The sequence below is a fragment of the Roseovarius sp. TE539 genome (assembly GCF_003298505.1).
GTDB lineage: Bacteria > Pseudomonadota > Alphaproteobacteria > Rhodobacterales > Rhodobacteraceae > Roseovarius.
The window spans coordinates 1-13,778 of record NZ_QNGB01000012.1 but is presented as its reverse complement, the minus strand read 5'-3'; the positions used below and the strand labels follow the sequence as shown (position 1 = coordinate 13,778).

Sequence of the window (13,778 nt, the reverse complement as noted above, 5' to 3'; positions counted from 1 at the left end):
GAATTCACCGGAAAGAAGAGAATTTTCCCGTCGGCCGCAAGCGGAAACTTGACCGGTCAGCGCACAGCCGAGGGCGGCCCACCGTATTGATCCGCGTAAAGCCGGGAGAAATGGGACGAATTGGCAAATCCCGTGGCCAGCGCAATCTCGGTCAGGGACATGGGCGAATTCCTGAGCAGGCTGCGCGCCAGGTCCAGTCTGAGATCACGGTAGTAGCGCATCGTCGAGGTGCCGAGTTTTTCACGGAACAACCGGTTGAGCTGACGCGGCGAGAGCTGTGCCGCGGCGGCCAGGTCCCCAAGCCCCAGGGGCGTGCCCAGATTGGCTTCCATCGCCGCCACGGCATCAAGGATCGGGGCGCTGTTGGTTCCCACCCGCGCCGCCAGCCCGCCACGCTGCGGCCCGACCGAGGGGCGTATCTCGGTATGCATGAACCAGTCGCTCACCAGCCGCGCGAACGCGGATCCATGGTGCCCGGCGATCAGCGCATGCACCATGTCCACCGGCGCGGTCCCTCCCGCACAGGTGACGCGATCCCGGTCGATCACGTAGAGCGTCCGTTCGATCATGAGATGCGGCGAAATCTCGGCCAGCGCCGCCGCGTGCTCCCAATGCACGGTCATGCGCCGGCCGTCCATCAACCCCGCCCGGGCCAGGATCACGGGACCGCCGGAAACCCCGCCCAGCCGGGTGCCCGCACGCGCCATCCGGTTCAGCCAGCCGGTAACGGCCGGATCGCTGAATCCGGTCGGATCACCACCGGCCACCACGAAAAGATAATCGAGCTTCAGCGCATCGCCCACCCGCGCGGCGGGCATCACGCTTGCGGCCCCAGAACTCGGCACCGGGCTGTCCGACAGACCGATATCGACCAGATCGTATAGCGTCCGGCCACCAAGCAGATTGGCGGCGCGGAACGGCTCCACGGTGGACGCATAGGACATCAGGGCGAAGCCCGGAACGGGCAGAACGCCGATACGTCTGGTGCGATCGGAAAATTCGACGGCCTTGACCATAATGGATATGTATCCGTCCATTACCGGAAAGTCGATCCGGACGACAAGCGCGATTGTGGCACCCGGATCACGGGGATGGACGCGGATGCGCTACAATGCCTTGAGAATTCTTCGCGAAGGCCTGACCGGAAACGCGGGCTGGAAACCGGCATGGCGGGATCCGGCGCCGAGACCGGAATACGATATCGTCATCATCGGCGGCGGTGGCCACGGCCTGGCAACCGCCTATTACCTCGCCCGGGAATACGGACTGCGCAATATCGCGGTACTCGAAAAGGGCTGGGTCGGGTCGGGCAACGTGGGGCGCAACACCACGATCATCCGCTCCAACTACATGCTGCCCGGGAACGAGCCCTTCTATGAACTTTCCCTGAAACTGTGGGAAGGGCTGGAGCAGGATTTCAACTACAACGCCATGGTCAGCCAGCGATCGATCCTGAACCTCTTTCACTCGGATGCGCAGCGCGACGCCTTCGTGCGGCGGGCCAACGCGATGATGCTCGCCGGCGCCGATGCCGAACTCGCCGATGCCGAACAATTGCGCTCCGAACTTCCCTTCCTGGATTTCGATAACGCCCGCTTTCCGATCAGGGGCGGGCTTTTCCAGCGGCGCGGCGGCACCGTGCGCCACGACGCAGTGGCGTGGGGCTACGCGCGCGGGGCCGACAGGAACGGCGTCGACATTATCCAGAATTGCGAAGTCACGGGATTCGACATCGATGCCGGCAAATGCCGCGGTGTGGAAACCACGCGCGGCCCCATCCGCGCCCGCAAGGTGGCGGTCTGCGTCGCCGGATCGTCAGGCCGGGTGATGGCGAAGGCGGGCATGCGCCTGCCGATCGAGTCCCACGTCCTGCAGGCCTTCGTCACCGAGGGGCTCAAGCCGGTGCTTCCGGGTGTCATCACCTTTGGCGCCGGGCATTTCTATGTCAGCCAGTCGGACAAGGGCGGACTGGTTTTCGGCGGCGACATCGACGGCTACAACTCCTACGCGCAGCGCGGCAACCTGCCCGTGGTCGAGGACGTGGCCGAGGGCGGCATGGCGATCATGCCGATGATCGGGCGGGCGCGCCTGCTGCGCAGTTGGGGCGGGATCATGGACATGTCCATGGACGGCTCCCCATTTATCGACAAGACCCATGTGGAGGGGCTCTATTTCAACGGTGGCTGGTGCTACGGCGGCTTCAAGGCCACGCCTGCCTCGGGCTATTGCTACGCACACCTGCTGGCCACGGACCGGCCCCACCCGGTGGCCACCGAACTGCGCCTGGACCGCTTCGGGCGCGGGCACCTCATCGACGAAAAGGGCGTGGGCAACCAGCCCAACCTGCATTGAAGGGCAAACGGGCATGCTTCATCTTTCCGAAAATACTCGAGGTGCGATGCCATGATCATAGATCACCCGCTTCTGGGCCCCCGCGATGCCGCCGAGTTTGTCTATCTTGGCGATGCTGCGCTCATGGACCGGCCGGATTGGCAGGCGCCGGACTGCATGGACCGGTTCGTCGACTACGGCTACCTGCGCGACAATCCCGCCGGGCCGCACCGGGAGCTGTGGTATCACGAGCAGGGAGATCGTTCCTGGCTGGTGGTCACGCGCGACACGCGAACCCATGAAATCACCGGGGTGGAGCTTGCCCGCGATGCCGCCCGCGAACGGGGGCGCGACAGATGAGCCAGGTCAATCGCGTCAGCGGCGGCCAGCTCGACCGCGGCCGGACGCTGCGTTTCACCTTCAACGGCAAGCCCATGCAGGGACATCCCGGCGATACGCTGGCCTCGGCCTTGCTGGCCAACGGTCAGAAACTGGTCGGCCGGTCGTTCAAGTATCACCGTCCGCGGGGGATCTTCACCGCCGGGCCGGAAGAACCCAACGCGCTGGTACAGCTCCGGTCGGGTGCCTTTCAGGAGCCCAACACGCGGGCCACGGTGACCGAATTGTGGGACGGTCTGCACGCCAGCAGCCAGAATCACCGCGGGTCGCTCGAACATGATCTGATGGCGGTGACCGACCTGCTGTCGCCATTCCTGTCGGCGGGCTTCTACTACAAGACATTCATGTGGCCCCGGGCGTTCTGGGAAAAGCTGTACGAGCCCGCGATCCGTGCCTCTGCGGGGCTTGGGCGGCTTTCCATGCAGGAGGATCCGGACGCCTACGACAAGGGCTTCCTGCATTGTGATCTGCTGGTGATCGGGGCCGGGCCGGCGGGACTCATGGCGGCGCTGACGGCCGGCCGGAGCGGCGCCCGCGTGGTCCTCGCCGACGAGGACTTCACCCCCGGCGGGCGCCTCAACGCCGAAACCCTGGAGCTTGGCGGTATGGCCGGCGCGGAATGGGCGCGCGGCGCCGTCTCGGAACTGGCCGGGATGGGCAATGTCCGCCTGATGACGCGGACCACCGTCCACGGCGCGTATGATCACGGCATTTATGGCGCGCTGGAACGGTGCACGGACCATCTGGCGGAACCGGGAGGCAAGCCCCGGCAGATTCTCTGGCGGATCTACTCCCGTGGCGCGGTACTGGCCGCCGGATCCACCGAGCGTCCGATTGCCTTCGGAAACAATGACCGGCCCGGCGTGATGCTCGCCGCGGCGGTGCGGACCTACCTCAACCGCTACGGTGTGACCCCGGGGCGGCGGGTGGCGGTCTTCACCAACAATGATGACGGCTGGCGCACGGCCGCGGATCTGGCCGCGAAAGGGGTCGAGGTCACCGCCATCATCGACACGCGCGATGCGCCGGCGGTCTGCGACGTGCCCGGTGCGCGGCACGTCAGGAATGCCACCGTGGCCGACACGACGGGCCGCAAGGGGCTCAGATCGGTTACCCTCGCCGACGGGCAGATGATCCCGGCTGACTGCCTCGCCGTGTCCGGAGGGTGGAACCCCAATGTACATCTGACCTGTCATCAGGGGGGACGGCCGCAATGGCGCGAGGACCTGAGCGCCTTCGTCCCCGGCGACGCGCTGCCGCCGGGCATGGCCGTGGCCGGGGCCGCGAACGGGGCAATGACGCTTGCCGCAGCACTTGCCGAAGGGCGTGCAAGTGCCGTGACCCGTCTTGAAGATCTCGGTATCACGCCGGCCGGGACGGATCTGCCGCGGGCCGAGGACGAACCGCACGAGGCGGCCGCCTTCTGGCATGTCCGTCAGGGCAGGAGCCGCGCATGGCTGGACCTTCAGAACGACGTGACAGTGAAGGACGTGAAACAGGCGAATGCCGAGGGGTTCCGCTCTGTCGAGCTGCTCAAGCGCTATACCACATTGGGCATGGCCACCGATCAGGGCAAGACCTCGAACATCGCGGCCCTCGCGGTGCTTGCCGAGGAAACCGGAAACACCATTCCCGAGACCGGGACAACCGTGTTCCGCCCGCCTTACACGCCGGTTTCGATGGGCGCCCTGGCAGGGCGGGCGCGTGGCCGGGATTTCCGCCCTTACCGGCTGACACCTTCGCATGAATGGGCCGCGGCCAACGGGGCCGCCTTCGTGGAGGTGGGCAACTGGCTCAGGGCGCAATGGTTCGCGCGGCCCGGCGAAACGGGATGGCGCGACAGTGTCGACCGCGAGGTCCTGATGACCCGCGCCTCGGTCGGAATCTGCGACGTGACCACGTTGGGCAAGATCGACGTTCAGGGCCGGGATGCGGCCGAATTCCTCAACCGGGTCTACGCCAACGGCTTTTCCACGCTGGCCGTTGGCAGGGTCCGGTACGGCCTGATGCTGCGCGAGGACGGTATCGCCTACGACGATGGCACGACCGCGCGGATGGGCGAACATCACTTCGTCATGACCACCACCACCGCAAATGCCGTCACGGTATTCCGGAGAATGGAATTTGCGCGTCAATGCCTTTGGCCGAACCTGGACGTGCATCTGATCTCGACCACCGATGGCTGGGCACAATTCGCGGTGGCCGGCCCCAACTCGCGCAACCTTCTGCGCAAGATCGTCGATTCCGACCATGACATCTCGAACGAGGCGTTTCCCTTCATGGCCTGTGCCGAAATCTCCATTTGCGGAGGCACGCCGGCGCGGCTGTTCCGCATCTCCTTCTCCGGGGAACTGGCCTATGAAATCGCCGTGCCGGCGCGCTATGGCAACGCGATGATGGGTGTGCTGATGGAGGCGGGGGCAGAATTCGACGCCGTGCCCTACGGCACCGAGGCGCTTGGCGTGATGCGGATAGAGAAGGGTCATGCCGCCGGCAACGAGTTGAACGGGCAGACGACCGCGCACAACCTCGGGATGGGCCGCATGGTCAGCCGGAAGAAGGATTGCATCGGCAACATCCTGTCGCAACGCCCCGAGATGGTTCGCGACGATGCGGTGAAACTGATGGGCTTTCGCCCCGTTGACCGCACGCAACCGCTCGTCGCCGGGGCCCATTTCATCAATCGCGGCGAAACGGCGAACATGGAGAACGACCAGGGCTGGATGACCTCGGTGGCCCATTCCCCGTCACTGGGCCATTCGATCGGGTTGGGCTTCGTGAAGTCGGGCGATACCCGGAAGGGGGAAATCGTGCGGGCTGTCAGCCCGGTGCATGGCACCGAGGTTGAGGTCGAGATCGTATCGGCCCATTTCATCGACCCGGAAGGAGAGCGTCTTCGTGCCTGATCAAGCCCTTACTCCCGCCCCTCCGCTTGCCGGGCACGACCGCAGCTTCGGCGGCATCCGCGTGGCCGCGCCGGACAATCTTGCCATCGTTTCGCTGGCCCTCCCCCTTGGCGAAGAAGACACAGCGGAAAGGGCCATCGAGACGGGCTTCGGCGTCGACCTGCCCGGAATCGGCAAATCCCTGACCTGCGAGGCCGGGCGCACCCGGCTCCTCCGGCTTGGCATCGACAGTGCTTTCGTCCTCTTCGAGCATCCCGCGCCGGATGCCCTTGCGGTGGTTGCCGCGAAACTGGGTGATGCTGCCTATCTTACCGATCAGACAGACGTGTGGTGCGGGCTCGGGGTTTCCGGCCCGGATTGCCGAGCGGCGCTGGAACGGATCTGCCCGGTGGACCTGCATGACGACGCATTCGCAGTCGGTGACGCGGCGCGAACGGTAATGGAGCATCTGGGCGTGATCGTGATCCGCACCGGCAAGGACGCCTTCCTGCTGCTGTCGTCCAGTTCCTCGGCGCGGTCCTTCCTTCACGCCGTTGAAACCTCGGCTGCCAACGTGACCTGACCGGCAGACGCCGCCCCGTCATGCGTTGCGGGCGACCGTGTCATGCCTGCAAGGATCTTCGCATCATCATGCCGCGAAAGACCGGAAATCTTTGCTCGGCGTCAGGAGGCCGGGCATGATGTCGGGTAAACGCGATCGTCATCGAAAAAACAATGTGACACGGGCAGTGACATGGCGAGAGAACCGGAAGACGGCGGAAATCGGTCGGCGAACTGGCACTGGGTATCCCTGATCGGACTTGCCTTCGTTGCCGGTGCGCTTCTGGGGGCCAACGACCTTGAACCGGCGCGGTTCCTGTCACGGGGGCTCGACTCGACACGTCAGCTTGTGAACGAGGTGACCCAGACCAAACCGGCCAAGCTCTATCCGATCCGGCACACCGGCGACGGCGTGACCGTCCATGACAGCGCCAGCGCGCAACCGGGCCTGACACTGGTGCAGGGTCTGCTGCCCGGAGGCCCGCAAGTCCGCGTGGTGGATATGGCCGGCCGCGAGCTACACCGCTGGAAGGTGGATCTTTTCGAGATCTGGCCCGACCCCGAGCATATCGTGCCGGCCGAAAACATCGCTAAATCGCGATTCAACTACCACACGCAGGGGTTCGTGGCCCTGCGCGACGGCAGCCTGGTGGTCAACATCAGTGAGCACGGTACGGCCCGGCTCGACCGATGCGGCAAGGTTCTGTGGACGGTGGACAGGATGACCCATCACTCCGTCACCCGCACACGGGACGGCGGCTACTGGATACCCGCGCACCGGCCGATCACCGAAGTCGATGCCGCGCTCCTGCCAGCCGGCACCGACCGCGAATGGATAGCCACCGAACTTGCCGGCGGATGGAAGAATTTCGAGAATACGATCCTCAAGGTGTCATCTGCCGGCCGGGTGGAAAAGGAATTCTCTGTCCTGCGGGCGATCGTGGACGCGCGGCTGGAGGATGCGCTTTACGACGGGTTCGCCGCCGACATCCTGGATCCGACGCATATCAACGACATCGAGGTCGTCACCCCCGCCCTCGCACAGCGAATCGACGGCGTCGCGGCGGGGGATCTTCTGGTTTCGGTGCGCAACATGCACATGCTCGTCATTCTCGACTCGGAAACCGGCGCGGTGAACTGGCACCAGCGCGGTCCCTGGGTGCGCCAGCACGACCCGGATGTAATGCCCGACGGCCGGATCGAAGTTTACAACAACCGCGCCAGGGGCAGCGGCCGGTTCGTGGACGAAAGCCGGATCCTTCGGTTTGATCCGGCAACCGGCGAAAGCCGGATTCTGCATCCCAGAGGAAAAGAAGACAAATTCGCCTCTGGTATAATGGGAACACATCAACGCCTTATCAACGGCAACATTCTGATCACAGAATCCGTTGCCGGCCGGGTGTTCGAGGCAACGCCGGACGGTGAAGTGGTCTGGGAATACGTGCTGGCCTATGACGCGGAGGATGCCGCGCTCATCGAAGAGGCCGCAAGGGTTCCCGAAGGCTATTTCGACGTAAAGACGTGGTCCTGCGACCCGTAGAACGAGGGAATGAGCAATGAATGAACGAATTCTCGCAACCGCGCTGGCCGCGGCGGTGATCGCCCCGGAAGCGGCCCTGGCCTATGTCGGTCCGGGGGCCGGGCTGACGGCCATCGGGTCGGTTCTGGCCTTCATCGGCGTGATCGCGCTGCTTCTGGCCGGTTTCGTCTGGTATCCCGTCAAGCGGCTCGTCAGGGCCGCACGCGGACGACAGACCGAGGCGGGGGCGGCGCCGGGCGCGCCCGGCAAGGAATGACGCTGGCAATATTCGCAGCGGCCTGTGCCGCGTTCCTCGCCGCGCTTCGGACAAGCGGCGTCATCTCTGTCGCCCGCGCTGAAATCTCCGGTTTGCGCCGGGCCATCGGCATAACACGTTGCGCGGAAATGGACGAGGCCCAGAAGGAGGCCGCCCTGCAACGGGCCGCCCTGCTGTCGCTCCGGGGGTTTGTGCGGTTGATTTCGCGCGCCGTTTTCGTCGCCGCGGCAACCGCCCTGCCGGTCCTGGCGGGCGATCTGGCCGGGCTCTCCGATGCATCCGCCGTGGCGGCATTCTCGGTGCGTCCGGAGGTGATCGCCGTCACCCTCGCCCTGCCGGTTGCGGCGATGGTTGCGTGGCGGCGCCTGAATTGGAGCGGAGGACAGGCCGGATGACAGTCAGCAGCTATTCCATGCTGGATCGTACACTTCACAGGCTCGCCTTCGCCGCACCGGCCCTGCAAACCGTGCTTGCCGAGATGGAAGCAATGGCCTTCGGGCGTGGCTGGGCGGCAATCGACCCGTCACGCCCGGTCTTCATAACCGCCCTGCCGCGCGCGGGAACCACCCTGCTGCTGGAACTGTTGAGCCTGCACCCGTCCCTGGCCAGTCACACCTACAGGGACATGCCCTTCGTGCGTGCGCCGGTCCTGTGGCACCACCTGTCCAGCGGCTTCCAGACCGACAGGACCCTGAGAGAGCGGGCCCATGGAGACGGCATGATGGTCAATGTCGACAGCCCCGAAGCCTTCGAAGAGGTCTTGTGGCTGGCGGCGTTCGCGGATCACTACCGTGACGATGGCATCGTTCCCTGGTCGACCCTGCCGGTCGGGTTTGCCGGGGGCCTGTCGGATCACATGCGGCGGGTTCTGCATCTTCGCAAGGGCAACAAGGCGGTACAGGCGCGCTACCTGTCCAAGAACAATGCCAACATCGCACGGATTCCGGCCTTGCGCGCCGCCTTCCCCGAGGCGCGGATCATCGTGCCGCTGCGCGATCCGCTCGCGCATGCACGTTCCATGCACCGCCAGCACATGCACTTCAGCAAGCTGCTCGCCGACGATGCCTTCGCGCGGCGCTACATGGCGGATATCGGGCATTTCGAATTCGGCCCGCTGCATCGTCCGATCCTGTTCGAGGGGATGCCCGAGATCGTGAACCGCCACGATCCGGATGACCTGGCTTACTGGATTGGCTACTGGCGCTGTGCCTATGCGTACCTGTCCCGGGAGACCGGGATCGACCTCGTCGATCATGAAAGGTTGGGCCGCACAGGCGATATCGGCCCGCTTTGCGACAGCCTGGGGCTGCGGCGCCATCCCGGTTTCCTCAACAAGTGCCGCGCCCTCATCCGGCCTCCCGCCGAAGGGGCCGACCCGGATTGCCCGCCCGATGGACTGGACGAGGCACGGGCGCTTCACGCGTCGTTGCGCGCACGCGCCGAGGAGGGCATGTCCGCCGCGGCCTGACAGAAGCGCGTTGAAAAACAGCCCGGGTCCTGCATGGCATGCCGCGGCCACCCTGCACAGGCGCCCTTGCACGCCCGGCACGCCGGTCCTAAGGCAGCGTCATGCAGCCGCAGTTTTCATATCGTGACCACGCGCGCGCGGTCCTGGGCCTCGGGCTGCCACTGATTGGCAGCCACCTGGCACAGTTCGCCATCAATCTCAGCGACGCGGTGATGCTGGGCTGGTATTCGGTTTCGGCGCTGGCCGCCGAAGTTCTTGGGGGCACGCTCTTTTTCGTCTTCTTCATCATGGGGTCGGGTTTTGCCTGGGCCGTGATGCCCATGGTGGCCATGGCGGACTCGGCCGGCGAGGAGGCGCAGGTCCGGCGCTACACGCGCATGGGCATCTGGGCCTCGCTGCTGTTCGCGGCAGCGGTGCTGCCGATCCTCCTCCTGGCAGAGCCCGTGCTCGTGGCTCTGGGTCAGGACCCCGAAATCTCGGCCCTTGCCGGGGATTACCTGGGCCTGCACGGCTGGTCGATCCTGCCTGCCCTGATGGTCATGGTTCTCAAGTCCTACCTTTCGGCACTCGAACGCACGCAGGTGGTGCTCTGGGTGACGGTGGGGGCCGTGGGCCTCAACATCGCGATCAACTATCTGCTGATCTTCGGCAACCTCGGATTTCCGGAGATGGGAGTGCGCGGGGCCGGCGTCGCATCGCTCATCGTGACCACCGCCTCGATGGTCGCTCTGGTGATCTACGCGGCACGGGTCCTGCCGCAACACACGCTCTTTCGGCGGCTCTGGCGCCCCGACCGGGATGCTTTCGCCGCCGTGTTCCGACTCGGCTGGCCCATCGGGATCACCAACCTGGCCGAAGTCGGACTCTTCGCCGCCTCCTCGGTAATGATGGGATGGCTGGGAAAGCTGCCGCTTGCCGCGCACGGCATCGCCATGCAGATCACCGCCGTCGTGTTCATGGTCCACCTCGGGCTGAGCAACACTGCCACAGTGCGGGCGGGTCAGGCCTTCGGACGCGGCGACGGGCCGGGGCTGCGGGCCGGGGCTGCGGTCGTCGTGGGGATCTCGCTTGTCGTCGCGGCACTCACAATGGTCGTGCTCCTGATCGTGCCGGAGGTTCTGATCGGGTTGTTCATGAACCCCCTCGAACCAGACCGCGAGGGCGTCATCGCGATCGGCGTCGGCCTTCTGGCAGCGGCGGCCCTTTTCCAGCTTGTCGATGCCGGGCAGGTGATGGCGCTCGGGCTTCTCAGAGGGGTTCAGGACACCCGCATCCCGATGATCATCGCCGCGCTCAGTTACTGGGCCGTCGGCGTGCCGGTGAGTTACGTTTTCGGGTTCACTCTCGGCTGGGGCGGCGTGGGCGTCTGGCTGGGACTGGCGATCGGACTGGCCTTTGCCGCGATCCTGATGATGGCGCGGTTCTGGGCATGGTCGTCACGCGCCGGTGCGGCACGGATGAACTGAGCCTGCCCACCCTTTACATGGTCGATCATGCCCCAAAGGCTGCCATGGTCACACGCGAACCCGTCCCGAAATGTGCGCCTTTCAGGCGCGCAGTCCTGTCTCGTTGCCGGCCTTCGGCCGCCGCCTCGGGACGCCTCCGGCGGGAGTATTGCAGGAAAGACGAAGACGGACCGGGGGTCTTCATCTTTCCCCAAATACTCCGGCGGAGGTTGTCATTGTCGCGCCATTGACGCCGGAGACAACGGCGACGGTCAGAGCCCGCGGGGCCTGCGTGGCCCGAACGCAAAACAGACGTGGGTGGCGCAGCCACGCCTGCGGGGAACGCTCACACGTGTTTGGGGGGCAACCGTTTTCCTTGCCACACCCGGGAGAGGGCCGGTCAGCCCTCTTTCTCCCTGAGCAGCCGGTCGGCCTTCTTGCGTACCAGCACGGTGCGCAGATCATGCATCGCAAGAAGAAGTGCGTCGGTGACCATCTCGAGTTGTTCGTCGGTCGCCTTCGACTGCGCCCAGTGCGCGGTGGTGTTGAGGTAATCGACCGCCCTGTGAATATCGTCGATGTCGCGAAAAGCGAGGATGTCCTCGCGTTCTGCCATCCAGTCGTGGATCACCTCCATGTCCCGCTGTGACAACTCGCGGTCGCCATGCGGCTTGATCTGGCCGTTACGTATGTTGACCACGGCGATCTGATCCATGTCGATGCGCCGTTGCCGGTTTTCGGTATCAACCCGGAACACGAAGGCGCCGTTCTCGCGCACCCTGAAATAGTATTCCGGCAGATCCCCGGCCATGCCCGTTCCTCACTTCAGCGCGGCACAGAACTCCTGAATCCGGCCACAGGCCTTCTCGAGCGCCGCATCGGAGGTAGCGTAGCTGACCCGGAAGTTCGGCGAAAGACCGAAGGCCGCACCGAACACCACGGCCACGCCCGCCTCCTCCAGCAGTGCGGTCGCGAAAGCCTCGTCGCTGTCGACGACGCGCCCCGACGGCGTGCGCCCTCCGATCAGACCGGCAATGGACGGGTAGACATAGAAGGCGCCGTCCGGCACCGGACACGCGATCCCGTCGACCGCGTTCAGCATGTCGACAACCAGGTCGCGGCGGCGCCGGAAGACGGCGTTGTTCGCGGCGATGAACTCCTGCGGGCCCGTCAATGCCTCCATCGCCGCCCACTGGCTGATCGTGCAGGGGTTCGAGGTGCTCTGGCTCTGGATCTTGCGCATGGCGGCGATCAGGGTCTCGGGGCCGGCCGCGTAGCCGATCCGCCAGCCCGTCATCGCGTAGGCCTTGGAGACACCGTTGCAGGTCAGCGTGCGGTCGTGCAGGCGGGGTTCCACCTGAGCGGGCGTGCAGAATTCGAAACCGTCATAGACCAGGTGCTCGTACATGTCGTCGGTCATGACATGCACATGCGGGTGCCGCAGCAGAACATCCGTCAGCCCTTTCAGTTCATCCCATGCGTATCCTGCCCCGGTCGGGTTTGACGGTGAATTGAAGATGACCCACTTGGTGCGCGGCGTGATCGCCGCCTCCAGTGCCGCGGGCGTGAGCTTGAAACCGGTGGCGATGCCGGCCTCCGCGATCACCGGCTCGCCGCCGGCCAGACGCACCATGTCCGGGTAACTGACCCAGTAGGGCGCCGGTATGACAACCTCATCACCCGGATTTAGGGTCGCCATCAGGGCATTGTAGAGGATCTGCTTGCCACCAGTGCCCACGCTCACCTGAGAGGTGGTGTAATCCAGACCGTTTTCATGCCTGAACTTGGCGCAGATAACCTCTTTCAGCTCCGCGAGTCCGTCCGGCGCGGTGTATTTCGTCCGTCCGTCCTCGATCGCCCTGATGCCCGCCGCGCGGATGTTGTCCGGTGTTGGAAAATCCGGTTCTCCTGCGCCCAGCCCGATGACATCCGCGCCCGCATCCTGCATTTCCCGCGCCCGCGTGGAGACGGCGATCGTCGGCGACGGTTTGACGCGAGATAGTGTCGCGGAAAGGAAGGTCATGCACCGCTCCGGTTTGTATTGATCCCTCGGATGTCTTACGGTGCGCCCAAAGCGCGATCAAGAAAGATCACGGGAAAGGGAAGAGATGAATAGCGAAACCAAGGACGGCTGGTTCGATCCCGAGGCGACCACTTTCGGTGATCGCGTGGCCGGCGCGCGCGAGAGCGCGGGCATGACCCAGGCGCAGCTGGCACGACGGCTGGGTGTCAAGCTCAAGACGCTCAAGGGCTGGGAAAACGATATTTCCGAACCGCGCGCCAACAAGCTGTCGATGATGTCGGGGTTGCTCAATGTTTCGTTGCTTTGGCTGCTCAGCGGCCAGGGCGAGCAACCCGAACCGCCGACAGACGCGGTTGAGCTTTCCCCGGACGTTGCGGAAATGCTGACCGAGATCAGGGACCTCAAGACACAGCTTTCGCAATCCGCTGATCGTCTCGGGCGTCTCGAGAAAAGCCTGCGCAACCGCCTTCTGCAGGACGCCATGAATGACTGAACCGCGCGAGACGCGTCTCAAGCGCCTGCGCATGCGGTCGATGCGGCGCGGGATCAAGGAGATGGATATCATCCTGTCCCGCTACGCGGATGATCGTCTTGACCGTCTGAACGAGGCCGAGCTGGATCTCTATGATGATCTGCTTTCGGAAAACGACCAGGATCTGTACCAGTGGGTCACAGGCCAGACCCGGGCCCCCGACCGGCTTGGTGCGCTTGTGGCCGACATCGCCCGCACCACCCAAGCGGCCCTCTAGGCGGCGTCTGCATTTAGCTGATCCAAGCCATTGCGCATGCGAGATCAACGAAGGCTTTGAATGAGCTGACGGATTTCTCGCAACGCAATGCGATCCTGCGGAAGCGTTTGATCTTATTGAA

Annotated in this window: 14 protein-coding genes and 1 pseudogene; 11 read left to right on the top strand and 4 right to left on the bottom strand. The window is 64.9% G+C overall.

Going from position 1 to position 13,778, the window contains the following annotated elements:
• Nucleotides 1-56 precede the first annotated feature (56 nt).
• Nucleotides 57-1,016, bottom strand: coding sequence for a GlxA family transcriptional regulator (locus DQW77_RS09335; protein WP_258523805.1), 960 nt, complete (start codon nucleotides 1,014-1,016; stop codon nucleotides 57-59).
• A gap of 85 nt (nucleotides 1,017-1,101) precedes the next feature.
• On the opposite strand from DQW77_RS09335, the gene DQW77_RS09330 reads away from it, so the two are divergent.
• The 9 genes from DQW77_RS09330 to DQW77_RS09290 all read left to right on the top strand — a co-directional run bounded on the left by DQW77_RS09330 (nucleotide 1,102) and on the right by DQW77_RS09290 (nucleotide 10,906).
• A complete protein-coding gene (locus DQW77_RS09330; protein WP_113257955.1) occupies nucleotides 1,102-2,352 on the top strand; it encodes a sarcosine oxidase subunit beta family protein in 1,251 nt (416 codons plus the stop codon).
• Nucleotides 2,353-2,403: 51 nt separating this feature from the next.
• A complete protein-coding gene (locus DQW77_RS09325; protein WP_113257954.1) occupies nucleotides 2,404-2,691 on the top strand; it encodes a sarcosine oxidase subunit delta in 288 nt (95 codons plus the stop codon).
• Nucleotides 2,688-5,636 carry a sarcosine oxidase subunit alpha family protein gene (locus DQW77_RS09320; protein ID WP_113257953.1) on the top strand — a complete coding sequence of 983 codons (2,949 nt, stop codon included), beginning with the start codon at nucleotides 2,688-2,690 and terminating at the stop codon, nucleotides 5,634-5,636. Before DQW77_RS09325 ends, DQW77_RS09320 begins: the two co-directional genes overlap by 4 nt.
• Nucleotides 5,629-6,198, top strand: a complete 570-nt coding sequence (locus DQW77_RS09315) for a sarcosine oxidase subunit gamma (protein ID WP_220124958.1) — start codon at nucleotides 5,629-5,631, stop codon at nucleotides 6,196-6,198. The genes DQW77_RS09320 and DQW77_RS09315 overlap by 8 nt, the downstream gene beginning before the upstream one ends.
• 171 nt (nucleotides 6,199-6,369) lie before the next feature.
• Nucleotides 6,370-7,716, top strand: a complete 1,347-nt coding sequence (locus DQW77_RS09310; protein WP_113257951.1) for an arylsulfotransferase family protein — start codon at nucleotides 6,370-6,372, stop codon at nucleotides 7,714-7,716.
• A 16-nt stretch (nucleotides 7,717-7,732) separates the two neighbouring features.
• Nucleotides 7,733-7,972: a hypothetical protein gene (locus DQW77_RS09305; RefSeq protein WP_113257950.1), complete on the top strand. Its 240-nt coding sequence runs from the start codon at nucleotides 7,733-7,735 to the stop codon at nucleotides 7,970-7,972.
• Complete coding sequence (locus tag DQW77_RS09300) at nucleotides 7,969-8,367, top strand: hypothetical protein (protein WP_113257949.1); 399 nt, start codon at nucleotides 7,969-7,971, stop codon at nucleotides 8,365-8,367. Before DQW77_RS09305 ends, DQW77_RS09300 begins: the two co-directional genes overlap by 4 nt.
• A complete protein-coding gene (locus DQW77_RS09295) occupies nucleotides 8,364-9,440 on the top strand; it encodes a sulfotransferase (protein ID WP_113257948.1) in 1,077 nt (358 codons plus the stop codon). Before DQW77_RS09300 ends, DQW77_RS09295 begins: the two co-directional genes overlap by 4 nt.
• 101 nt (nucleotides 9,441-9,541) lie before the next feature.
• On the top strand, nucleotides 9,542-10,906 hold the full coding sequence (locus tag DQW77_RS09290; RefSeq protein ID WP_113257947.1) for an MATE family efflux transporter: 1,365 nt from the start codon (nucleotides 9,542-9,544) through the stop codon (nucleotides 10,904-10,906).
• A gap of 379 nt (nucleotides 10,907-11,285) precedes the next feature.
• Here the strand turns inward: DQW77_RS09290 and DQW77_RS09285 are convergent, their stop codons facing one another.
• Nucleotides 11,286-11,696: a hypothetical protein gene (locus tag DQW77_RS09285; protein ID WP_113257946.1), complete on the bottom strand. Its 411-nt coding sequence runs from the start codon at nucleotides 11,694-11,696 to the stop codon at nucleotides 11,286-11,288.
• 9 nt (nucleotides 11,697-11,705) lie between these two features.
• Entirely contained in the window at nucleotides 11,706-12,908 is a 1,203-nt protein-coding gene (locus DQW77_RS09280; RefSeq protein ID WP_113257945.1) for a pyridoxal phosphate-dependent aminotransferase, read from the bottom strand.
• A gap of 85 nt (nucleotides 12,909-12,993) precedes the next feature.
• Between DQW77_RS09280 and DQW77_RS09275 the strand changes: the two genes are divergently transcribed.
• Together DQW77_RS09275 and DQW77_RS09270 are read left to right on the top strand one after the other, a co-directional pair.
• A complete protein-coding gene (locus tag DQW77_RS09275) occupies nucleotides 12,994-13,401 on the top strand; it encodes a helix-turn-helix domain-containing protein (protein WP_113257944.1) in 408 nt (135 codons plus the stop codon).
• Nucleotides 13,394-13,657, top strand: a complete 264-nt coding sequence (locus DQW77_RS09270; protein WP_113257943.1) for a succinate dehydrogenase assembly factor 2 — start codon at nucleotides 13,394-13,396, stop codon at nucleotides 13,655-13,657. Before DQW77_RS09275 ends, DQW77_RS09270 begins: the two co-directional genes overlap by 8 nt.
• Before the next feature lie 13 nt (nucleotides 13,658-13,670).
• Here DQW77_RS09270 and DQW77_RS18485 read toward each other — a convergent pair.
• Nucleotides 13,671-13,778: pseudogene (locus DQW77_RS18485) on the bottom strand (IS5/IS1182 family transposase); the annotation flags it as partial.